We start from the raw sequence: 21734 nt of genomic DNA, 5'->3' as shown, positions 1-21734 counted from the left end.
TTTAGCGGGGCTTCAGCCCGAGAAGGCCTGCACGGTGCGAAGGCCCAGCCACGTCATGCAGAGCGAGCCGCCCAGGTGCAGCGCGATCGTGCCCAGCGCAAGGCCGAGCCGGCCGCCCACCAGCATGCCGACCACTTCGGCCGAGAAGCTGGAAAAGGTGGTGAGCGTGCCCAGGAAGCCGGTGATGACCATGAGCCGCCACGCGGGGTCTATGTCGGGCAAGCCGTTGAAGAAGCCGATGGCCACGCCGATGAGATACCCGCCGATCAGGTTGACCGCGAGGGTGCCCCAGGGGATGACGCTGCCGGGGTTGAGCCAGAGGGCGAAGCCCCAGCGCATGAGGGCGCCTATGCAGGCGGCGAGGCAGATGACGAAGGCGTTCAGCAGCATGGTGGCGGCGATTATCCGCAGGCCGCCTCGTTCTCTACTTCTCTTTGCCCATCACCACGTCCGGCAGGATCGTCACGATGCTCGGGAAGAGCGTGATCAGCACGATGCACAGCACCAGGCAGAAGAAGAACGGAATCGCCGCCTTGGCGATCACGTTGCTGTCTTTCCCGGTCATGTTCTGCAGCACGAAGAGGTTGAAGCCCACCGGCGGCGTGACCTCGGCGATCTCCACCAGCAGCACGATGAAGATGCCGAACCAGATGAGGTCGAAGCCCGCCTTCTGGATCATCGGCAGCACCACCGCGCTGGTGAGCACGATCATGGAGATGCCGTCCAGCGCCGTGCCCAGCACCAGGTACACCACCACCAGCGCACCGATCAGCGCATAGGGCGACAAGTGCATGCTGTCGACCCACTCCGCCAGTTCGCGCGGGATGCCGGTGAAGGCCATGGTCTTGGTGAGAAAGGCCGCGCCCGCCAGGATGAACATGATCATGCAGCTGGTGCGCGTGGCGCCCATGATGCCGTCCTTGAAGTTCTTCCAGGTGAGGCTGCGCCCATAGGCGGCGATCGCCAGCGAGCCCAGCACGCCGAAGGCCGCGCACTCGGTGGCCGTGGCCCAGCCCGCGACCAGCACCCACACGATGAAGACGATCAGCAGGGCGCACGGAATGAGGTTGCCCGAGAGCCTGATCTTCTGCATGAAGGTGGTCGGCGGATCGGCCGGCGGCACCTGGTCGGGGTTGCGCAGGCTCCACCAGCCGATGTAACCCGAGAAGAGCAGCATCAGCAGGAAGCCCGGCAGGAAGCCGGCCAGGAAGATGCGGATGATCGACGCGTCGGCGGCCACCGCATACACCACCATCGTGATCGAGGGCGGGATGAGGATGCCCAGCGTGCCCGCGGTGGCCAGCGAGCCGATGGCCAGCTTCTCGTTGTAGCCGCGGCGCTTGAGCTCGGGCAGCGCCACCTTCGCGATGGTCGCGCAGGTGGCGGCCGACGAACCCGAGACCGAGCCGAACACGCCGCATCCGAGGATGGTGGTGTGCATGAGGCGGCCGGGCACGCGGTTGAGCCAGGGGCGCAGGCCCTCGAACATCTCCTCGCTGAGCTTGGTTCTGAAGAGGATCTCGCCCATCCAGATAAAGAGCGGCAGCGCCGCGAGCTCCCAGCTCGCGTTGCTTTCCCAGAAGGCGGAGAACAGGTTCTTGCCCGGCAGGGTGTTGGTGAAGAAGGCCTGGCCGACCCAGCCGACGATGGCCAGGGTCATCGCGATCCAGACGCCGCCCGCCAGGAGCAGCAGCATGATCCCGAGCAGCAGGGCGCCCATCCAGAGGTTTTCGAACATCGGAGTGTCTTGGTGTTGTTGTGGTCGTCGTTCTGACGTTCAGACGTCCGAGGAGAAGTCGCCCGCGGCGTGGCGCTCTTCGATGGCGCGCTGGTAGCTCGGCTTCTCGCCGCGCACCACGCCCACCAGTTCGTCGACCATGGCGATCAAGAGGAGCCAGCAGCCGATCACGAAGGTCGACTGCGGAATCCAGATCGGAATGACCACGAGGCCGGTCGCCATCTCGGCGAATTCGTAGCTCTCGTAGGTGAAGCTGGTGGCCCAGTAGGTGAGGTAGGCCACCGACACGGCCGCGATCAGGAGGCACGTCACGTCGAGCGCGCGCCGCGCCTTGGGCGAGACGGCTTCGAGCAGCAGCGTCACGCGCACGAAGTCGCCGTGGCGAAAGGCGTGCGCCATCGCGAAGAACGCCGCGGCGGCGCAGAGCCACGAGACGATGTCGTTGAGCCCGCTCACGTGCCAGTTCATCTGCCGGCCCACACCGGCCAGGATCATCAGCACGAAGATGAGGAACACGCAGAACGCGCCGAGCGCGCCTGCACCGTCGTACAGGCGGTCGAGGAAGCGGCGCATGGCTCAGGCCTCCCGCCGGGCCGCCCCAAGGGAGGCCTGCGCCCCCTCGGGGGGCAGCGATACACGAAGTGATGAGCGTGGGGGCGTCATCATTTCTTCTTGTAGGCGTCGACGATGGCTGCGCCATCGGCACCGGCGGCTTTCAGCCAGTCGGCCTGCATGATGCCGCCGACCTGGCGCATGTCGGTGTCCAGCTTGGGCGAGGGCTTGTGCACCTTCATGCCGCGCTCGGCCAGGAGACGCTTGTATTCGTCGTTCTTTTCCTGCGCGATCTTCCAGCCGCGGGTTTCGGCATCGGCCGCGGCCTTGGTGACGGCGGCCTTGGTGGTGGCGTCGAGCGCGTCGAAGGCCTTGGCGTTCACCAGGATCGCGTTCTTCGGAATCCAGGCCTGCGTGTCGTAGAAGTTCTTGATGTGCTCGTAGGTCTTGGTGTCGTAGCCGGTCGAGCCCGAGCTCATGTAGCTCTCGATCACGCCGGTGGCCATGGCCGCGCTCAGCTCGGCCTGCTGGATCTGTACCGGCTGCGCGCCGATCAGTTCGGCGATCTTGGCGGTGGCCGGGCTGTAGGCGCGCCACTTGATGCCGCGCAGGTCGGCCACCGAGCTGATCTCCTTCTTGGAATAGATGCCCTGCGGCGCCCATGGCACCACGAACAGCACCTTGATGCCTTGCGCTGCGAGCAGCTTTTCCATGGCGGGCTTGGAGGCGTCGTAGAGCTTCCTGGCTTCGGGATAGGTGGTGGCCAGGAAGGGCACGCCGTCGAGCGCGTAGATCGGGTTCTCGTTCGCGAAGTTGGCCAGGAGGATCTCGCCGGCCTGCGCCTGGCCGCTCTGCACGGCGCGCTTGATTTCGGGCGCCTTGAAGAGCGACGCGTTGGCGTGCACCGTGATCTTCACCTTGCCGGCGGTGGCGGCGTCCACGTCTTTCGCAAACTGCGTGATGTTTTCGGTGTGGTAGTTGGTCGCGGGGTAGGCGGTGGGGAGGTCCCACTTGGTCTGCGCGAAGGCTGCGGCGCCCAGGGTGAGGCCCGCGAGGGCAATGCCGAACTTGTGATTCATGAACGCGCTCCGGAATGTAATGAAAGCTAAACGAAAGGAAGCATACGTGCAAATTTCGGGCCACTTCCTGAGGCATTTCCCTGCCATGTAGCGCGCATGCGGCGGACCGTGCGCGCATGAAAAAGCCGCCTCGAGGGCGGCTTTTGCTGTTGCTGCGAGCGCGGGGTCAGGGCTTGGCGGCCTTGGGTGCCTTGGCTTCCTTCGCCTCTTTGGATGAGGCTGGTGCTGCGCCGTCGAAAGCCTTGCCATTCACCGTGAGGCCTTCTGCCGAGAGCTTCTGGGCCTTCTTCTCCTTCACGCCCTTCACCCGTTGCATGAGATCGGGCCAGTCCTTGAACTCGCCTTGCTTGCGCGCTTCGAGGATTCGCTTGGACATCGCGGGCCCGACGCCGTTGAGGCCGTCGAGCTCGGCTTCGGTGCCCTTGTTGACATCGACCGCCGCGAACGAAGCAACTGCGAACAGCATGGCCGAGAGGGCCAGGATCTTCTTGAACATGATTGAAAAACTCCCTGATTTGTTGGTATGACTGTCAGCCGACAAGAGCGTCGGCCCGCGTTCAACGAGACCAGGGAAAAGGGCGTTGACGACGCAACCGCCCGGGTGACCATTGTTCTGAAATGTGGTCGAAAGCTTGTTCAGAGTTCTTCGACGCGGCGCGGCGGATAGCTGTCCCAGGCCTGGCAGCCGGGGCAGTGCCAGAAGTACTGGTGCGCCTCGAAACCGCAGGCCGCACAGCGGTAGCGCATGAGCGGGCGCGTGGCCTGGTCGAGCGCGCGCTGCACCTGTGGATGGAATTGCTCGTGCTCGAACTTTTCGCCCGCCAGCCAACGCGATGCCGCGACCAGCGAAGGTTGCTGCGCGAGGTGGGCGATGTAGCCGTCGCGCGGCGCGGGCTCGGGCGCGTCCACGGTGGCGCTGGGCGTGCCGCCGAGCCCGATCATGGCCTCGAGCACGTCGATCGACGGCGACTCCACGTAGCGCCGCTGCAGCAACGCGAGCGCATCGGCTTCGCGGTGCGCTGCCACGGCGGCCTGCTGCAGCGCTGCGGCGTAGAGCGGCAGCGCGAGGGGCGCGGTGTCGCTCAGTGCCACGAGCGTGTCGAAAGCTCCAGCGGCATCGCCGTTGCGCAGTTGCAGGTTGGCGGTGTCGATGGCGGGGCGCGGTGCTTGCGGGGCAAGCGCCACGGCCTGCGCGAGCAACCTGGCTGCAGCGGGCAACTCGCCGGCGGCCACGCGTTCGGTCGCCTGCTCGCAGAGGTGGTGCGCGCGGCGCGTGGCGTAGCTGGCCTGGTCGGACTCATCCAGCTTCTGTGCCACATCGGCGGCCTGGGCCCATTCGCGCGAGCGCTCGTAGATGGCGAGCAGCGAGAGGCGCGCTTCGTTCTCGTAGCGCGTGCCTTCGAGCTTCTGCAGCGCGGCTTCGGCGCGGTCGAGGAGGCCCGCGCGCAGGAAGTCTTGCGCCAGCGCATGCTGCGCGCGCTCCCGGTCGGTGCGACTCAGGTCGCCGCGGCCGAGCAGGTGCTCGTGCACGCGCACCGCGCGCTGGTATTCGCCGCGGCGGCGGAACAGGTTGCCGAGCGCGAAGTGCAGCTCCTGCGTGTCGGGGTCGTTCTGCACGGCCTCGATGAAGGCGTCGATGGCCTGGTCCTGCTGCTCGTTGAGCAGGAAGTTCAGGCCGCGGAAGTAGGCCTTGGGCGCCTGCCGGTTCTCGAGCTTGAGCTGGCGGATGTCGAAGCGCGATGCGAGCCACCCGAGCACGAAGGCGACGGGCAGGCCGATCAGCAGCCAGCTGGGATCAAAGTCCATGTTGACGTACGGCGGGAAGGTCGGTGGCGGAGATGGACGGCGCCGCTGCTTGGGCAGTCACGGCCGTCGGTGCGGTGGTTGTGGAGATGGCTTCGGTCGCCGAGGGGCCCTGGGCCGCTGCGGCGGCGCGGTGTTTCCACCAGCCCGGCAGCATGCCCAAGGCGCCCACCACGAGCCCGCCGGCGAACGCCGCGAGCACGACGAGCACCAGCGGTGCGCGCCAGTGGGTGCCGAAGAAGAAATAGACGGTCGCGTCGTGCTGGTTGTTCAGCGCGAAGGCGAAGAGCGTAAAAAAAATGGCTGCCTTGAGCAGCCACAGGAGGTATTTCATGCACGTTCCCGTTGGCGGGACGATTCTAAGGTTGCAGCCATCAGGCGCTCAGGCCTTGCGGACCTTGGCTTCCTTGGCGTCGAGCTCGGCCGTCTTTGCGTCGACGGCCTCGCGCAAGGCCTTGCCCGGCTTGAAATGCGGCACCCGCTTTTCGGGGATCTGCACGCTCTCGCCCGAACGCGGATTGCGCCCGATGCGCGGCGGACGCCGGTTGACCGAGAAGCTGCCGAACCCGCGGATCTCGATGCGGTGCCCGCGCACCAGCGCGTCGCTCATCGCGTCCAGGATGGTCTTGACGGCGTACTCGGCATCGCGGTGCGTGAGTTGCGCAAAGCGCGCTGCGAGTTCTTCGACGAGGTCAGAGCGGGTCATAAAGGCCAGTGCAGAAAACGTGGACGAAAAAAAAGACAGAGCGGCCCCAGGGCCTGCTCTGTCTTCTGGCTCAGCTTACTTGCTGTCGTTGTTGTCGAGCTTGGCGCGCAGCAGGGCGCCCAGGCTCGTCGTGCCCGCGTTTTCGCGTGCCGACTGCTGGCTCAGGTTGGCCATGGCGCCTTGTTCGTCGACCATGTCCTTCTGCTTGATGGACAGCTGGATGTTGCGGGTCTTGCGATCCACGTTCACGACGATGGCGGTGACTTCGTCGCCTTCCTTGAGCACGTTGCGGGCATCTTCGACGCGGTCGCGCGAGATTTCCGAAGCACGCAGGTAGCCGATGATGTCTTCGCCCAGGTCGATTTCAGCGCCGCGGGCGTCAACCGTCTTGACCTTGCCGGTCACGATCTGGCCCTTGTCGTTCACGGTGGTGAACGTGGTGAACGGGTCGCTGTCGAGCTGCTTGATGCCCAGCGAGATGCGCTCGCGGTCGACGTCGACTGCCAGCACGATCGCTTCGACTTCTTGGCCCTTCTTGTAGTTGCGAACGGCGGTTTCGCCGGCTTCGTTCCACGAGAGGTCCGAGAGGTGAACCAGGCCGTCGATGCCGGCAGCCAGGCCCACGAACACGCCGAAGTCGGTGATCGACTTGATCGGGCCCTTGACGCGGTCGCCGCGCTTGGTGTTCTGCGCGAACTCTTGCCACGGGTTGGCCTTGCACTGCTTCATGCCCAGGCTGATGCGGCGCTTGTCTTCGTCGATTTCCAGGACCATGACTTCGACTTCGTCGCCCAGCGAGACGATCTTGTTCGGAGCGATGTTCTTGTTGGTCCAGTCCATTTCGGAGACGTGCACCAGGCCTTCGATGCCAGGTTCGAGTTCGACGAACGCGCCGTAGTCGGCAATGTTCGTGACCTTGCCGAACAGGCGGGTCGATTGCGGGTAGCGGCGCGAAACGCCCATCCACGGGTCGTCGCCCATTTGCTTCAGACCCAGCGAGACACGGTTCTTTTCGGTGTCGAACTTGAGGATCTTGGCGGTGATTTCCTGGCCGGCCTGAACGACTTCGCTCGGGTGGCGGACACGGCGCCATGCCATGTCGGTGATGTGCAGCAGGCCGTCAATGCCGCCCAGGTCCACGAACGCACCGTATTCGGTGATGTTCTTGACCACGCCGCGGACAACAGCGCCTTCCTTCAGGGTTTCCATCAGCTTGGCGCGTTCTTCGCCCATGCTGGCTTCGACCACGGCACGGCGCGACAGCACGACGTTGTTGCGCTTGCGGTCGAGCTTGATGACCTTGAATTCGAGGGTCTTGTTTTCGTACGGGGTCAGGTCCTTGATCGGACGCGTGTCGATCAGCGAGCCGGGCAGGAATGCGCGGATGCCGTTGACCAGGACCGTGAGACCGCCCTTGACCTTGCCGCTGGTGGTGCCGGTGACGAAGTCGCCCGATTCCAGGGCCTTTTCGAGGGCGAGCCACGAAGCGAGGCGCTTGGCGGTGTCGCGCGAGAGGATGGTGTCGCCGTAGCCGTTTTCAACGCTGCCGATGGCAACGGAAACGAAATCGCCGGCCTGGACTTCGAGTTCGCCCTTGTCGTTCTTGAACTCCTCGATCGGCACATACGCTTCGGACTTCAGACCGGCGTTGACGACGACGTGGTTGTGTTCGACGCGCACGACTTCGGCCGTGATGACCTCGCCGGTGCGCATTTCGGAACGCTTCAGGGACTCTTCGAATAGGTCGGCAAAAGATTCAGACATTTATGGTTCCTTCCGTCAGGCAGGGTTGGCAGGCGCTCTTGCGAAATTGCGTGCGGCTGCTGTAGATCTGGAGACGGCGGTTTTGTGGGCTGGTGCCCGGGTTGGTTGAACAACCAGAAGGCCGGTGCGCTGTCGCGCGATAAGAGCCTGCTGGAGCGGTATGCGCCATCCGGACAACCCGGTTGGCGCGAGCCCTTCAAGCGGACTTGAAGAGCTGCACTTCAAACCGATCGAGCGAGCTTGAACGGTTGAATTTCCTGCCACCAGTCCAACACCGTATCGATCGATTGCTCAATGGACAGTTGGGAGTTGTCGAGATGGCGGGCGTCCTGCGCCGCCTTCAGAGGCGCGACGCTGCGGGAGGAGTCCCGGGCGTCGCGTGCTTCCAAGTCGGAGCGAAGACTGTCGAGTGTAGTCGAAATACCCTTTGAAATCAACTGCTTATGGCGCCGTTCCGCCCTCTGGGCGGCGCTGGCCGTGAGGAAGACCTTCAGGGCGGCATCCGGAAAGATCACCGTGCCCATGTCGCGGCCGTCGGCCACCAGGCCTGGGAGCTGGCGAAAGCGCTGCTGAAGCGCCAGGAGCGCCTCGCGAACCGCCGGCAGGGTGGAGACGCGGGAGGCGTCCATGCCGGCTGCTTCCGTGCGGATCTCGTCGCTCACGTCTTCGCCGTCGAGCATCACCTTGCCCTCGGTGAACTGCAGGGGCAGGGCGGACGCCAGGGCGGCGATCTGCGCCTCGTGCTGCGCATCTGCGCTGAGCCCGGCGCGGCGCATGGCCAGGCCGGTCACGCGGTAGAGCGAGCCCGAATCCAGGTAGTGGTAGCCCAGGAGGCGCGCCACTTCGGCCGCAAGCGTGCCCTTGCCCGAGGCGGTCGGGCCGTCGATGCAGATCACCGGCACCTCGGCGGCCTCGGCGACCGAGAACAGGGTTTCGAAGTAATCGGGGAAGGTCTTTGCAACGCAGTGCGGCTCGAGGATGCGCACCGGCACGCCGGCCGGGTTGAAGGCCGCGAGCGAGAAGCACATGGCGACCCGATGGTCGTCGTAGGTGCGGATGCTGGCTGGCAACCAGCCGCCCTGCGCGAGCGGATGCACGCGAATGAAGTCGGGCCCGGCCTCGACCTTGGCGCCGAGCTTCTTCAGCTCGTTGGCCATGGCGTCGATGCGGTCGGTTTCCTTGACGCGCCAGCTGGCGATGTTGCGCAGCGTGCTGGGACCATCGGCGTAGACCGCCATGACGGCGAGCGTCATCGCCGCGTCGGGGATGTGGTTCGCGTCCAGGTCGATGGCCTTGAGCGGCCAGGCGCCGCGGCGCACTTCGAGCCAGTTGGGGCCGCTGTCGACCTGTGCGCCCATTTGCCGCGCGGCGTCGATGAAGCGGATGTCGCCCTGGATCGAATAGGCGCCCACGCCCTCGATCCGGATGCCATGCTTTCCGGCCACGCCCGAGGCGATGGCACCCAGTGCGATGAAATAGCTGGCGGAGGAGGCGTCGGCCTCCACGTGGATGTCGCCCGGCGAGCGGTAGCTGCTGCCGGCGGGGATGGTGAAGCGCTCCCAGCCGTCGCGCCGCACCGTGATGCCGAAGCGCGCGAGCAGGTTGAGCGTGATCTCGATGTAGGGCTTGGAAATCAGCTCGCCGATCACCTCGATCACGATGTCGTTGCGTGCCGCAAGCGGCAGCGCCAGCAGCAGGGCCGTGAGGAACTGGCTCGAGACGTCGCCGCGCACGCGGATCGGTGCATGGAGTGCCAGGTCGTCGTGGTCGACCGGATGGATGCGCAGCGGCGGATAGCCCGGGTTGCCGAGATAGTCGATGTTGCAGCCGAGCTGGGTGAGCGCATCGACCAGGTCGCCGATCGGCCGTTCGTGCATGCGCGGCACGCCGCTCAGCTCGAACTCGCCGCCGAGCAGCGATAGCGCAGCCGTCAGCGGGCGCATGGCGGTGCCGGCATTGCCGAGGAAGAGGGGCAGCAGCGTTTCGCTGGGCGTCAATTGCCCGCCGAGGCCGGTGATCTGCAGCGTGTTCCCCGCGGGCTGGATGCCGCAGCCGAGTGCGCGCAGGGCGTCGAGCATCACGCGCGTGTCGTCCGAGTCGAGCAGGTCGTGGATCGTGGTGGTGCCGCTCGCGAGCGCGGCCAGCAGCAGCACGCGGTTGGAAATGCTCTTGGAGCCCGGCAGCCGGACTGTGCCGGCAGCGCCCACGAGGGGCGGGAGGTCGAGGAAGGCGGTCGAGAACATGTCAGCTGTCCTGCTGGGCCGAGGCGTCGGTGCTCGCGTTCGGCCTCCAGGCGGCGCGCGCCTTGCTTGCGGCGGCGATGGATTGCTCCAGCCCCTGCAGGTCGCCCGCGGTCATGAGCGCCTCGAGATCGTCCAGCGCCTTGCGGAAGGCCTGGGACTGCAGCAGCACCTGTTCACGGTTGGCGAGCAGCACGTCGCGCCACATGACAGGGTCGCTGGCGGCGATGCGCGAGAAGTCGCGAAAGCCCGGCCCAGCGAGGCTGAGGAAACGGTCGCCCTGCGGCTGCGCAGTGAGCGCGTTGGTGTACGCGAAGGCGAGCAAGTGGGGCAGGTGGCTCACGGCGGCAAAGGAGGCGTCGTGCTCCTCGTGCGTCATCGTGACCACGTTGGCGCCGATGCCGCTCCACACCTGCGAGGCGCGCTGCACGTTCGAGCGCAGCGTGGCCTTGACCGGCGTCAGAACGACCTGACGGCCGGTGAAGAGCGAGGCTTCGGCGTGCTCGATGCCAGAGACTTCCTTGCCGGCGATCGGATGGGCCGGCACGAAGTTCGCGAACTGCTTTTGCAGGCCGTTGCGTGCGGCCTCGATCACGTCGCCCTTGGTCGAGCCGACGTCCATCACCAGCGTGTCGCTCGAGATGCCGTGGCGGATCGCCTTGAACATGGCCTCCGAGGCGGCGACCGGCACGGCGAGCAGAACCAGGTCGGCGCCCGATACCGCCAGCAGCGCGGAAGGCGCCGCCACGTCGATTACGCCGAGCTGGCGCGCCCGCTCGGTGGTGGAGGGCGACTTGCTGTAGCCGACCACGCGTTTCACCAGCTTCGCGCGCTTGAGCGCGAGCGCAAAGGAGCCGCCCATGAGGCCGCAGCCGATCAATCCCAGTTGCTCGAACATCGTGCTTGTCCGGCTCAGGCTTTGACGGGGTAGGCGCCAAGCACCTTGTAGAACGCGCAGAGGCCGCGCAGTTCGGCTAGTGCCGCTGCCACGTTGGGCTGCGAGGGGTGGCCGTCCAGGTCGATGTAGAAGTAGTACTCCCACTGGCCGGTGCGCGCGGGGCGCGATTCGAAGCGCGTCATCGACACGTTGTTGGCCTTCAGCGGCACGAGCAGGTCGTGCACCGCGCCGGGGCGGTTCGGCACCGAGACGATCAGGCTCGTGCAGTCCTTGCCCGATGCCGGCGGCATGGCCAGCGTCTGCGGCAGGCAGATCACCGAGAAGCGGGTGCGGTTGTACGAATCGTCCTGGATGGCGTGCGCCACGATATGCAGCCCGAAACGCGTGGCGGCGCGCTCGCCGGCGAGCCCGGCCCAGGCCGGATTGGTGGCCGCGAGGCGCGCGCCTTCGGCGTTGCTCGAGACAGCGCGGCGCTCGGCATTGGGCAGATGCTTGGACAGCCAGGTCTGGCATTGCGCGAGCGCCTGCGGATGGGCAAGCACGGCCTCGATGCCCTCGAGGGAGTTTTCGCTGCGCAGCAGGTGGTGGCGCACCAGCAGGCTGACTTCGCCCACGACATGGGTGGGCGAATGCAGGAACAGGTCGAGCGAACGGGTGACCACGCCTTCGGTCGAGTTTTCGACACCGACCACGCCGTACTGGGCGCTGCCCGCGGCAGTGGCGTGGAAGACTTCGTCGAAGCTGGCGCAGTAGATCAGGTCGGCGGCGCCGCCGAAGTATTCGATGGCCGCCTGCTCGCAGAAGGTGCCTTCGGGACCGAGCACGGCCACGCGCTGCGGCGATTCGAGTGCGAGGCACGCCGACATGATTTCGCGCCAGATGGCCGCAATGTGGAGGTCCTTGAGCGGGCCGCCATTGCTCTTTTGCATCTTGTCGATGACGGCGGCAACGCGGTCGGGGCGAAAGAACGGCGTGCCTTCGCGCTTCTTGACCTCGCCGACCAGTTCGGCCACGTGAGCGCGCTCATTGAGCAGGCTCAGCAGGCGCTGGTCGAGCGAGTCGATCTGCACGCGCAGATCGGCAAGGCTTTCGGAGTTGTAGTTGGAGGAGGGCGGTGTGGGTGCGGAGGCGGTCATCGGTGCGAGCAACTAGGGCATGCGCCTAGGCATGCGATCGCTCGAATTCTCGCATGTAGCCCACGAGGGCCTGCACCCCTGCCAGCGGCATGGCGTTGTAGATGCTCGCGCGCATGCCGCCGACCGACTTGTGGCCCTTGAGTTGCAGCAGCCCGGCCTCGCGTGCGCCGGCCAGGAACGCTTCGTTGCAGCCTTCGTCGGCCAGGAAGAACGGCACGTTCATGCGTGAGCGGCAGCTCGGATCGATGCGGTTGGCGTAGAAGTCGGAGCCGTCGATGAAGTCGTACAGCAGCCGAGCCTTCTCGATGTTGCGCTGCTCCATCGCAGCCACGCCGGTGAGCGAGCCCTCGGTCTGCTCAAGCAGCCACTGGAACGTCAATCCCGCCATGTAGATGCCCCAGGTCGGCGGGGTGTTGTACATGGAATTGTTCTCGGCAACGATCTTGTAGTTGAAGGCGCTCGGGCAGATCTCCAACGCGTGGCCCAGGAGGTCGTCGCGTACGACGACGATCGTGAGGCCCGCCGGGCCCAGGTTCTTCTGGGCGCCGCCGAAAGCGAGGCCCACGCGGCTCCAGTCGACGCTGCGCGAAGCCACGTGCGACGAGAAATCGATGACCAGCGGCGCATCGCTGCCGAGCGCGGCGAGGTCGGGCAGCTGCTGGAACTCGATGCCGTTGATCGTCTCGTTGGTGCACAGGTGCACGTACGAGGCGTCCTTGGTGAGCTGCCAGGTCGCGGGATCGGGCAGCTTCGTGTGCTGGTCGTCGGCGTTGCTCGCGGCCACGCGAGCCGTGCAATAGCGCTGCGCTTCCTTGTGCGACTTGATGCTCCAGCTGCCGGTGATGACGAAGTCGGCGGTCTTTCCGCGCGACAGGTTCATCGGCACGATGGCGTTTTCGCCAAGGCCGCCGCCCTGCATGAACAGGACGTGGAAATGGGAGGGCACGGCCAGCAGCGTGCGTATGTCGGCTTCGGCCTGCGTGCAGATCGCGCCGAATTCCTTGCCGCGATGGCTCATCTCCATCACGCTCATGCCGCTGCCCTGCCAGTCGAGCATTTCGGCGGCGGCGCGTCGAAGCACCGCCTCCGGCATGGCAGCCGGACCGGCCGAGAAGTTGTAGGGGCGCTTGCCGGCCGGCGTCTGCTGCTGGGTCACGTTGCTTTACTTCTTGGCGGGTGCCTTGGCCGGCGCCTTGGCGGGAGCGGAACCTTGGCCGCCGTCGGTCGGAGCGCCGAGGGCCTTGGCCACGTTGGTGTCGAGTGCGCGCATCTTGGGCTCGATGGAACCGCGGGTCTCGGCGACCAGCTTTTCCGTCAACGCGGTCTGCATCTTCGGGTTCAGGTCTTGGTACTTCTTGCTGAGGGGGGAGTTGATCCAGGCGAGCAACTGCTTGAGTTCGTCTTCGCTGAAGTTCTGCTCGAGCAGCGGGGTCAGGGCGCCAGGCGCCAGTTGCACGGCCTTGTCGCGCACCAGGGGGTAGGCGTCGTCGAAGTACTTCTTGAGCTCGGCGTCGGCGGCCTTGGCAGCGGATTCGCGCTTGGCTTCAGGCACTTGCGTCTGCAGGTATTGCGAGCCGGCTTGCGCGATCGGGGCACTCGACTGCTCGACCAGGCCGCGCGCCAGCGATTCGATGCCGGGGCGCTGGATGTCGATGAACTGCTTGATCAGCGTGGCCTTGTCCTGGGCCATGGCGGCCATCGAGCTGCTGGCCAAAGCTACCGTCAGAAGTGCGAGTTTGATTTTTTTCACTGAGGATTCTCCGTTGAAGATGTGGAAGTATCGTCTGCGTCCGGCTCGGTCTCGCCGTTCGCGTCGTTTTCGACGATACGCTGTAGCCCGCTGAGTTTGGCGCCTTCGTCGAGCCCGATCAGCGTGACGCCTTGCGTCGCGCGACCTAGTTCACGAATTTCGGCAACCCGGGTGCGCACAAGCACGCCCTTGTCGGTGATGAGCATGATCTCATCGTCCGCATGCACGAGAGTGGCGGCAACGACCTTGCCGTTGCGCTCACTCTGTTGAATCGCGATCATGCCTTTGGTTCCGCGGCCATGACGCGTGTATTCCGTAATGCTTGTTCGCTTTCCGTAACCATTTTCAGTGGCGGTGAGCACGCTTTGCTGCTCGTCCTCGGCCACCAGCATGGCGATGACGCCCTGGCCCGGGTCGAGCGACATGCCGCGCACGCCGCGCGCATTGCGGCCCAGCGGCCGGACGTCGTCTTCGGCGAAGCGCACGGCCTTGCCGCCGTCGCTGAAGAGCATCACGTCATGCTTGCCGTCGGTGAGGGCGGCACCGATGAGGTAGTCGCCGTCGTCCAGGTTCACGGCAATGATGCCGCCCTTGCGCGGGTTGTTGAACTCGTCGAGCGCGGTCTTCTTGACGGTGCCCATCGAGGTCGCCATGAACACGTACTGGTCGGCCGGGAAGTTGCGCTTCTCGCCGGTGAGGGCGAGCGCCACGTTGATCTTCTCGCCTTCCTGCAGCGGGAACATGTTGACGATCGGCCGGCCGCGCGAGCCACGCGAACCCGCCGGCACTTCCCACACCTTGAGCCAGTAGAGCCGGCCGCGGTTGGAGAAGCACAGGATGTAGTCGTGCGTGTTGGCGATGAAGAGCTGGTCGATCCAGTCGTCTTCCTTGGTGGCAGTGGCCTGCTTGCCGCGGCCGCCGCGCTTCTGCGCGCGGTACTCGCCCAGCGGCTGGCTCTTGATGTAGCCGCTGTGCGAGAGCGTGACCACCATGTCGGTCGGCGTGATCAGGTCTTCGGTCGAGAGGTCGAACGCGCTGTGCTCGACCAGGCTGCGGCGTGCGCCGAGCTTGCTCTGGCCGAACTCCTGCTTGATGGTGCCCAGTTCGTCGCCGATGATGACCGATACGCGCTCGGGCTTGGCCAGGATGTCGAGCAGGTCGTCGATTTCTGCCATCACGTCCTTGTACTCGGCAACGATCTTGTCCTGCTCCAGGCCGGTCAGGCGCTGCAGGCGCATCTGCAGAATTTCTTGCGCTTGCGTGTCCGAGAGGCGGTAGAGGCCATCCGAGCCCATGCCGAATTCGCGCTCGAGTCCTTCGGGGCGGTAGTCGTCGGCGTTGATCACGCCGCCATCGGTGCGCGAGCGCGTGAGCATCTCGCGCACGAGTTTGCTGTCCCAACTGCGGGTCATCAGCTCGGCCTTGGCGACCGGCGGCGTCGGCGATTCGCGAATGATCCGGATGAACTCGTCGATGTTGGCGAGCGCCACCGCCAGGCCTTCGAGCACGTGGCCGCGTTCGCGGGCCTTGCGCAGCGTGAAGACAGTGCGGCGCGTGACCACCTCGCGGCGATGCTGCAGGAAGACCTGGATCAAGTCCTTCAGGTTGCACAGCTTGGGCTGGCCGTCGACCAGCGCCACCATGTTGATGCCGAAGGTGTCCTGCAGCTGCGTCTGCTTGTAGAGGTTGTTGAGTACCACCTCGGGCACTTCGCCGCGCTTGAGTTCGATCACCAGGCGCATGCCCGACTTGTCGGATTCGTCCTGGATGTGGCTAATGCCTTCGATCTTCTTCTCGTGCACCAGCTCGGCCATGCGCTCCTGGAGCGTCTTCTTGTTGACCTGGTAGGGGAGCTCGTCGACGATGATCGCCTGGCGCTGGCCGCGGTCGATGTCCTCGAAGTGGCACTTGGCGCGCATCACGACCTTGCCGCGACCGGTGCGGTAGCCGTCCTTCACGCCGTTGATGCCGTAGATGATGCCGGCAGTGGGGAAGTCGGGCGCGGGCACGATTTCCATCAGCTCGTCGATGCTGGCCTCGGGATTGCGCAAGAGGTGCAGGCAGGCGTCGACGACCTCATTCAAGTTGTGCGGCGGGATATTCGTGGCCATGCCGACCGCAATACCGCCCGAGCCATTGACCAGCAAATTGGGCAACTGGCTCGGCAAAACTTTCGGTTCTTTTTCGGAGCCGTCGTAATTGTCTTGAAAGTCGACAGTTTCCTTGTCGATATCGGCCAGCATTTCATGCGCAATTTTGGCGAGCCGGATTTCCGTATAACGCATTGCGGCGGCGTTGTCTCCATCCACCGAGCCGAAGTTGCCCTGGCCGTCGACCAGCATGTGGCGCATGGAGAAGTCCTGCGCCAATCGCACGATGGTGTCGTAGACCGATTGGTCGCCGTGCGGGTGGTATTTACCGATCACGTCACCGACGATACGGGCCGACTTCTTGTACGGCCGGTTCCAGTCGTTGTTGAGTTCGTGCATGGCGAAGAGCACGCGCCGATGCACCGGCTTGAGGCCATCGCGTGCGTCGGGTAGCGCTCGGCCCACGATCACGCTCATGGCGTAATCGAGATAGCTACTGCGCATTTCCTCTTCAAGACTGATGGGCAGGGTTTCTTTGGCGAAGGAGGTCATGGGCAAGAGGCTGGCGGCAGGAAGGCGAAATTTTACGCTGTGAGGGGTGTCGCTCCGCCGCAACACAAGCCGGCTATTCCGCCTCCGTCCTACGCTTCGGGGGCGTCCGGCAGCCTGTTTGCCAAAGACCCTATGGCACAATCGTCTCAACGTTTTGGGTGGTGGTCACTTAAAGCGTCCTTGATTCGCAGCGCGGCTGCGGCTTTTTCCCCAAGAGGAGAACCATGAAGAAACTGAATAAAGTGGCGATGATGTTTGCAGTCGCTGCGCTCGCCACTGCCGCCGGCGCGCAGACCCGTGTCACCGCTGCGGACGGCGGTCCTACGATCGACAACTGGCAAAACGGCACCGGCGAACTGGTCTGGAAGAACGGTACGAACGAACTGTGCTGGCGCGATGCCAACTGGACGCCGGCTACCGCCGCCGCCGGTTGCGACGGCGCTCTGGTTCCGGCCGTTGCTGCTCAGCCGACCCCGGGCGTGACGCCTCCTCCCGCTGGCACGCCGCCGGCCGTCGCTGCTTCGAAGGTTACCTTCGCTGCCGACGCATTCTTCGACTTCGACAAGTCGGTTCTGAAGCCTGAAGGTCGCGCAAAGCTGACCGACCTGGTCGAGAAGATCCGTGGCGTCAACCTCGAAGTGATCATCGCTGTGGGCCACACCGACTCGATCGGTACGGACGCCTACAACCAGCGTCTGTCGGTGCGTCGCGCCGAAGCCGTCAAGGCCTTCCTGGTCTCGAAGGGCATCGAACGCAACCGCGTCTACACCGAAGGCAAGGGCGAGAAGCAGCCTGTGGCTGACAACCGCACCAAGGAAGGCCGCGCCAAGAACCGTCGCGTGGAAATCGAAGTGGTCGGCACCCGCGCCAACTAATCGATCGATTCCATCGATGAATGAAACCCCGCTTCGGCGGGGTTTTTTTATGCCTGTCGAATTCGTCGGCAGAAATTCGACAAGATCGTCCTGCGCATGTCGGGCATTGCCCGCTTCATAATTGCGATATGACAGAAAATGTGAATGCCGACCCGGCTGAACTTGCCAAGTTTTCAGAACTTGCGCATCGGTGGTGGGATTTGGAGAGCGAATTCCGCCCGCTGCACGAAATCAATCCTTTGCGTCTGGAATGGATTGACGGTATTGCACCTATTTCGCAGCGCCGCGTGCTCGATATCGGTTGTGGTGGCGGGATCCTGGCCGATTCGATGGCCCGAAAGGGTGCCGACGTGCTGGGTATCGATCTAGCAGGCAAAGCACTCAAAGTGGCACAGTTGCACGCGCTCGAGGCCGGCACCCGCGGCGTCAAATACCGTGAGGTCAGCGCCGAGGCGCTGGCCGCCGAGCAGCCGGCCAGCTTCGACGTCGTCACCTGCATGGAAATGCTCGAACACGTGCCCAAGCCAGCATCGGTCATCCAGGCCTGCGCCACACTGGTCAAGCCGGGAGGGTGGGTGTTTTTCTCGACCATCAACCGCAACCTGAAGTCTTTCGCGCTGGCGATCGTCGGCGCGGAATACATCCTTGGGATGCTCCCCCGTGGCACCCATGAGTACGCGAAGCTGATTCGTCCGAGCGAACTCGCAGCTTACTGCCGCGCCGCGGACCTCGACCTGCGGCACACCCGCGGCATGGAGCACAACCCGCTGACCCGGCGTTATTGGCTCAGCGCCGACACCAGCGTCAACTACATGTTTGCGACGCAAAGGCCATCGCTGCCGGGTTCGCAGGGATGAAGGGCTTACTTACACAAGCCGTGCTGTTCGACCTCGATGGCACGCTGATCGACAGCGCGCCTGATTTGGGTGCCGCGGCCGACAAGATGAGGACCGATCGCGGCCTCGAGCCCTATCCTCTCGAGCGCTATCGTCCGCATGCGGGCTCGGGTGCACGGGGCATGCTCGGCGTGGCCTTTGGCATCACGCCCGATGCGCCTGAATTTCCCGAACTGCGTGAGGAGTTCTTCGTCGCCTACGAGCGCCGCATGCTACTTAACACTCAGGTGTTCGATGGCGTCCAGGCGTTGATCGAATCCATCCAGGCGCGCGGTCTTCTCTGGGGCGTGGTCACCAACAAGTCGATGCGATTCACCAACCCGTTGACCCGTGCCATGCCGCTCTTCGCCAGCGCGGGTGCCATCGTGAGCGGCGACACCACGCCGCATGCCAAGCCACATCCGGAACCGCTGCACGAAGCGGCGCGTCGATTGGGCGTTCCTTCGGCGGCGTGCATCTACGTTGGCGACGACGAGCGCGACATCATTGCGGGCCGCGCTGCCGGCATGCGAACCGTGGCCGCAACCTACGGCTACATGGGTTCGCAGGCCGATGCGACCCTCTGGCAGGCGGATGCGTCAATATCTTCGCCCATGGCGCTCTTGCATTTGCTCAATAGCGCCTAAAATGCGAGACTTGGGGCTGCACTGGTTTCGACGTGGGTTCGGAGTCGCAGCGGGGCATGTCGAGCTGAATGCGCTCGTAAAACAGATTCAAACAAACTAACTGCAAACGACGAACGTTTCGCACTCGCTGCTTAATTGCCAGTGAGCTTTGCAACAGCAGGCCGATGGGCTGGGCAAGGGGGTGACAGAGCAATCTGAAACCTCCCGGCTGCAAAGATAATTACATCGGCTGGCTCCGATCCGGGTACCTTGGGTCGGAGCGAGAAAATAGGGTGCTGGCGTCCGGTTTAGCGTGTGACTGCGCGACTCCGGAAGCGAGACTCAAATCAGATCACTAAACATGTAGAACTGCGCGATGAAGGCTTGCGGACGGGGGTTCAAATCCCCCCAGCTCCACCACTCAACAGAACGGCAGTCGTTGTCACCAACGACTGCCGTTTTCATTTCAGCCCTCGCGGCTTCAGTAGCACTGAAAAAGGACGCCTGATTCCGCAGGCGCTTTGCCGATCCATCTCGGCGTCAGGTCCTTCGCACTGCAGTAGTCCGCTGCCAGCGTGTAGCTGGGCGCACGCAGCACGCCTTCGCGAAACGGCACGATCTCGTTCGGGGCCGAGCAACCGGTGATGACGGTGGTGATCAAGGCAAGCGGAAGCAGTGTGGTGCGCCAATTCATCGGGGCATTCTAAGACGCCTGTTCAGCACCGGCGCCTGCCTTGCGTCCGGGATAGAGATACCTGAAATACGCACCGGACTTGCCGAACAGCTGCTGCGCAAGCTTCACGGGGTCTTCGCCCTTGTGCTTCTCGTAGAGCACGGGTCCCCAGATGATGAAGCCGTCGATGCTGAGGCTCTTGGGAGCCGGTTCGATCGCCTTCCAGGCATGCGCGAACTTCGAGATCCAGGCGAGGGCCTCGGTCAAGGCGTGATTGGGGGCGGGGGCGATATCTTCGGTTGTAGACATGGCGACATCCTTGATGAAAAGACTGTACAAATATACAGTAAAATGCCGTCATGGAAAACATCCCGGCCACCCTCTGGATCGCCGCCTGCGCGCATCGGTTGCGGCAGCGCTGGCACACGGTAGACGCCCTCGAACTGGAAGACGTTGCGCGCACTCTCCGAAGAGATGCGCGGCTGCGGGCCATGCTGCCGGACGAGGCTGCCAACGATTGGCTTCGTCCACTCACGGAAGCCTGGGCGCCCGCATCCGTCGCTTCATCGCGTCAACTGCCTTCGGGGCAGCCCCCAATTTCTCCTTGACGGGTTCGCCGTCCCCCGCCGGTCAACCTGTGCGGGGTCCTTGATGCCATGCCAGCAGAAAGGCTTGAGCCCAGCTTCACCGCTGGGTTTTTTTTGCCTGATCGCGGGGCTATAGTCGGCGAGCGCTGACACATCGCAGCCTGAGTTTCTCCCCCAGATCCCCAAGGACACCCGTGCCGGATTCACTGACTTCCACGCTGACCAGCTACTACGACACGGTGCCCTACGACTCGCATCCGTTCCCGCAGTCCGCCATGGAGCATCTGGAAGCGCTGGCCTTCCTCTTCGGACTGGACGCACCCGCTCCCGCCAAGGCGCGTGTGCTGGAGCTGGGTTGTGCGGCCGGCGGCAACCTGATTCCCTTCGCGGCGCGCCACCCCGAGGCGCACGCCATCGGTGTCGATCTGTCGCCCGTGCAGGTATCGCAAGGCGTCGCAGCCATCGCGCATGCGGGCCTTTCGAACGTCGAGTTGCGGGCGTTCAACATCGCCGACATCGACGCCTCGTTCGGCCAGTTCGACTACATCGTCTGCCACGGCGTCTACAGTTGGGTGCCGGGCCCGGTGCAGGACGCGATCCTGCGCATCTGCTCGGAGAACCTGGCGCCGAACGGCGTGGCTTATGTGAGCTACAACGTTTATCCGGGCTGGAAGGCGCGCGAGATCGTGCGCGACGCGATGATCCTGCGCGGAGGCCCTCGCGACACGCCCGACGAGAAGCTGGCCTACGCACGCGGCATGCTCGAATTCCTCGAGCAGTCGGCGCGCCCGGACAGCGTGCTCAAGAAAACGCTCGAAGAGACCATGCCGATCGTGCGCGGCTCCAGCGGCTACTACCTGCTGCACGAGTTTCTCGAGCCCTGCAACGAGCCTTGCTACTTCAAGGAGTTCGCCGCGCGTGCCGACGCCCGCGGCCTGGCCTACCTGTGCGATGCGGAGCCTTCGACCATGTTCGTGCAGAACTACGGCGAGAAGGTGCGCGATCCATTGCTGCGCGAATGCGGCGGCAGCCAGATCATGATGGAGCAGTACCTCGACTTCCTGGTCAACCGCACCTTCCGCCAGACCTTGCTGGTCAAGCAGGAGCGCGCCAGGGACATCCGCTACCGCCTCGATCCGGTGCGCATCCGCGCCCTGGAATTCGCGGGCATGTTCACCTCCGAAGACGGCGGCGCGCTGACGCTCGATGCGCGCGAGCAGCCCTGCCATGCGATCCGCAACCTCAAGGTCACGCTGCGCCTGCCCGTGCACAAGGCCGTGGCGCAGGTGCTGGAGGCGCGCTACCCGGCGTCCGCTTCCGCCGACGCCCTGATCGACGCCGCGAAGACGCTCACCGGCGAGCCGCGCGATGCGGTCGAGCGGGTCGTGCTGGCCATGCTCGAGGAACTGGTGATCCTGGGCGCCTTGCGTTTCCGGCGCACGCCGGTGCCGGCAGCGACCGATGTGTCCAACCTGCCGCAGGCCCTGGCAACGGTGCGCGGCGCGCCCGGCCTCGCGCTTTCGGCAGGCGCCAACGCGCAGGCATGCAACCAGTGGCACGAATCCGTGGGGCTCACGCTGCTCGAGCGCAGCCTGCTGCCGCTGCTCGACGGCACGCATTCGCACGAGGCGCTCGCCGAGCACCTGGCCGGTGAGGTGCGAGCCGATCGCCTGCGTTTCGTCAAGGACGAGAAGCCGCTGACCGAGCCCGAGGCGCTGAAGGAATTCGCGCAGCAACAGGTCGCGCTGGCCTTGAAGGACCTGCGGCGCAAGGCGCTGCTCACGGCCTGA

General features: G+C 64.7%; 22 protein-coding genes and 1 other RNA gene. 6 read left to right on the top strand and 17 right to left on the bottom strand.

Going from position 1 to position 21734, the window contains the following annotated elements; all coding sequences use genetic code 11:
- Positions 1 to 12: 12 nt before the first annotated feature.
- The 15 genes from crcB to gyrA all read right to left on the bottom strand — a co-directional run bounded on the left by crcB (position 13) and on the right by gyrA (position 16308).
- Positions 13 to 390 carry a fluoride efflux transporter CrcB gene (crcB, locus tag RT97_RS29375; protein ID WP_042582395.1) on the bottom strand — a complete coding sequence of 126 codons (378 nt, stop codon included), beginning with the start codon at positions 388 to 390 and terminating at the stop codon, positions 13 to 15.
- A 34-nt stretch (positions 391 to 424) separates the two neighbouring features.
- Positions 425 to 1738, bottom strand: a complete 1314-nt coding sequence (locus tag RT97_RS29370; protein WP_042582394.1) for a TRAP transporter large permease — start codon at positions 1736 to 1738, stop codon at positions 425 to 427.
- Positions 1739 to 1777: 39 nt separating this feature from the next.
- The gene (locus RT97_RS29365) at positions 1778 to 2311 is read right to left on the bottom strand and encodes a TRAP transporter small permease (protein ID WP_042582393.1); all 534 of its coding nucleotides are present in this window, start codon (positions 2309 to 2311) and stop codon (positions 1778 to 1780) included.
- Positions 2312 to 2400: 89 nt separating this feature from the next.
- Positions 2401 to 3369 (bottom strand): TRAP transporter substrate-binding protein, encoded by a 969-nt coding sequence (locus tag RT97_RS29360; protein ID WP_042582392.1) that lies wholly within the window; start codon positions 3367 to 3369, stop codon positions 2401 to 2403.
- A gap of 166 nt (positions 3370 to 3535) precedes the next feature.
- Entirely contained in the window at positions 3536 to 3865 is a 330-nt protein-coding gene (locus RT97_RS29355) for a ComEA family DNA-binding protein (RefSeq protein WP_042582391.1), read from the bottom strand.
- 140 nt (positions 3866 to 4005) lie between these two features.
- A complete protein-coding gene (lapB, locus tag RT97_RS29350; RefSeq protein ID WP_042582390.1) occupies positions 4006 to 5175 on the bottom strand; it encodes a lipopolysaccharide assembly protein LapB in 1170 nt (389 codons plus the stop codon).
- The gene (locus tag RT97_RS29345; RefSeq protein ID WP_042582389.1) at positions 5165 to 5506 is read right to left on the bottom strand and encodes a LapA family protein; all 342 of its coding nucleotides are present in this window, start codon (positions 5504 to 5506) and stop codon (positions 5165 to 5167) included. The genes lapB and RT97_RS29345 overlap by 11 nt, the downstream gene beginning before the upstream one ends.
- Before the next feature lie 48 nt (positions 5507 to 5554).
- Positions 5555 to 5878: an integration host factor subunit beta gene (locus RT97_RS29340; protein ID WP_042582388.1), complete on the bottom strand. Its 324-nt coding sequence runs from the start codon at positions 5876 to 5878 to the stop codon at positions 5555 to 5557.
- Between the two features lie 75 nt (positions 5879 to 5953).
- Complete coding sequence (gene rpsA, locus RT97_RS29335; protein WP_012746757.1) at positions 5954 to 7642, bottom strand: 30S ribosomal protein S1; 1689 nt, start codon at positions 7640 to 7642, stop codon at positions 5954 to 5956.
- Between the two features lie 221 nt (positions 7643 to 7863).
- Positions 7864 to 9885 carry a bifunctional 3-phosphoshikimate 1-carboxyvinyltransferase/cytidylate kinase gene (locus RT97_RS29330; protein WP_042582387.1) on the bottom strand — a complete coding sequence of 674 codons (2022 nt, stop codon included), beginning with the start codon at positions 9883 to 9885 and terminating at the stop codon, positions 7864 to 7866.
- 1 nt (position 9886) lies between these two features.
- On the bottom strand, positions 9887 to 10780 hold the full coding sequence (locus RT97_RS29325) for a prephenate dehydrogenase (RefSeq protein ID WP_042582386.1): 894 nt from the start codon (positions 10778 to 10780) through the stop codon (positions 9887 to 9889).
- 14 nt (positions 10781 to 10794) lie between these two features.
- On the bottom strand, positions 10795 to 11916 hold the full coding sequence (gene pheA, locus RT97_RS29320) for a prephenate dehydratase (RefSeq protein ID WP_042582385.1): 1122 nt from the start codon (positions 11914 to 11916) through the stop codon (positions 10795 to 10797).
- A gap of 25 nt (positions 11917 to 11941) precedes the next feature.
- Positions 11942 to 13009 carry a 3-phosphoserine/phosphohydroxythreonine transaminase gene (gene serC / locus RT97_RS29315; protein ID WP_253278346.1) on the bottom strand — a complete coding sequence of 356 codons (1068 nt, stop codon included), beginning with the start codon at positions 13007 to 13009 and terminating at the stop codon, positions 11942 to 11944.
- A 69-nt stretch (positions 13010 to 13078) separates the two neighbouring features.
- Entirely contained in the window at positions 13079 to 13666 is a 588-nt protein-coding gene (locus RT97_RS29310) for a DUF2059 domain-containing protein (protein ID WP_042582383.1), read from the bottom strand.
- Positions 13663 to 16308 carry a DNA gyrase subunit A gene (gene gyrA, locus RT97_RS29305; RefSeq protein ID WP_042582382.1) on the bottom strand — a complete coding sequence of 882 codons (2646 nt, stop codon included), beginning with the start codon at positions 16306 to 16308 and terminating at the stop codon, positions 13663 to 13665. Before gyrA ends, RT97_RS29310 begins: the two co-directional genes overlap by 4 nt.
- A 224-nt stretch (positions 16309 to 16532) precedes the next feature.
- Between gyrA and ompA the strand changes: the two genes are divergently transcribed.
- The 4 genes from ompA (at position 16533) to ssrA (ending at position 19104) form a co-directional block, all read left to right on the top strand.
- On the top strand, positions 16533 to 17183 hold the full coding sequence (ompA, locus tag RT97_RS29300) for an outer membrane protein OmpA (RefSeq protein ID WP_042582381.1): 651 nt from the start codon (positions 16533 to 16535) through the stop codon (positions 17181 to 17183).
- A 128-nt stretch (positions 17184 to 17311) separates the two neighbouring features.
- A complete protein-coding gene (gene ubiG, locus RT97_RS29295) occupies positions 17312 to 18040 on the top strand; it encodes a bifunctional 2-polyprenyl-6-hydroxyphenol methylase/3-demethylubiquinol 3-O-methyltransferase UbiG (RefSeq protein ID WP_042582380.1) in 729 nt (242 codons plus the stop codon).
- Positions 18037 to 18705: a phosphoglycolate phosphatase gene (gph, locus tag RT97_RS29290; RefSeq protein WP_042582379.1), complete on the top strand. Its 669-nt coding sequence runs from the start codon at positions 18037 to 18039 to the stop codon at positions 18703 to 18705. The genes ubiG and gph overlap by 4 nt, the downstream gene beginning before the upstream one ends.
- A 12-nt stretch (positions 18706 to 18717) precedes the next feature.
- Positions 18718 to 19104, top strand: a transfer-messenger RNA (tmRNA) gene (gene ssrA, locus RT97_RS32880).
- Between the two features lie 61 nt (positions 19105 to 19165).
- Here the strand turns inward: ssrA and RT97_RS29285 are convergent.
- Together RT97_RS29285 and RT97_RS29280 are read right to left on the bottom strand one after the other, a co-directional pair.
- Entirely contained in the window at positions 19166 to 19378 is a 213-nt protein-coding gene (locus RT97_RS29285) for a hypothetical protein (protein ID WP_042582378.1), read from the bottom strand.
- A 9-nt stretch (positions 19379 to 19387) separates the two neighbouring features.
- A complete protein-coding gene (locus RT97_RS29280; protein ID WP_042582377.1) occupies positions 19388 to 19666 on the bottom strand; it encodes a hypothetical protein in 279 nt (92 codons plus the stop codon).
- A gap of 50 nt (positions 19667 to 19716) precedes the next feature.
- On the opposite strand from RT97_RS29280, the gene RT97_RS32875 reads away from it, so the two are divergent.
- Positions 19717 to 19965 (top strand): hypothetical protein, encoded by a 249-nt coding sequence (locus RT97_RS32875; RefSeq protein ID WP_080898477.1) that lies wholly within the window; start codon positions 19717 to 19719, stop codon positions 19963 to 19965.
- Between the two features lie 173 nt (positions 19966 to 20138).
- Positions 20139 to 21734: a class I SAM-dependent methyltransferase gene (locus RT97_RS29275; RefSeq protein ID WP_042582376.1), complete on the top strand. Its 1596-nt coding sequence runs from the start codon at positions 20139 to 20141 to the stop codon at positions 21732 to 21734.

The sequence above is a fragment of the Variovorax paradoxus genome (assembly GCF_000834655.1).
GTDB classification, from domain to species: domain Bacteria; phylum Pseudomonadota; class Gammaproteobacteria; order Burkholderiales; family Burkholderiaceae_C; genus Variovorax; species Variovorax paradoxus_F.
The sequence above is the reverse complement of the archived record's forward strand: the minus strand, read 5'-3'. Positions and strand labels throughout refer to the sequence as shown.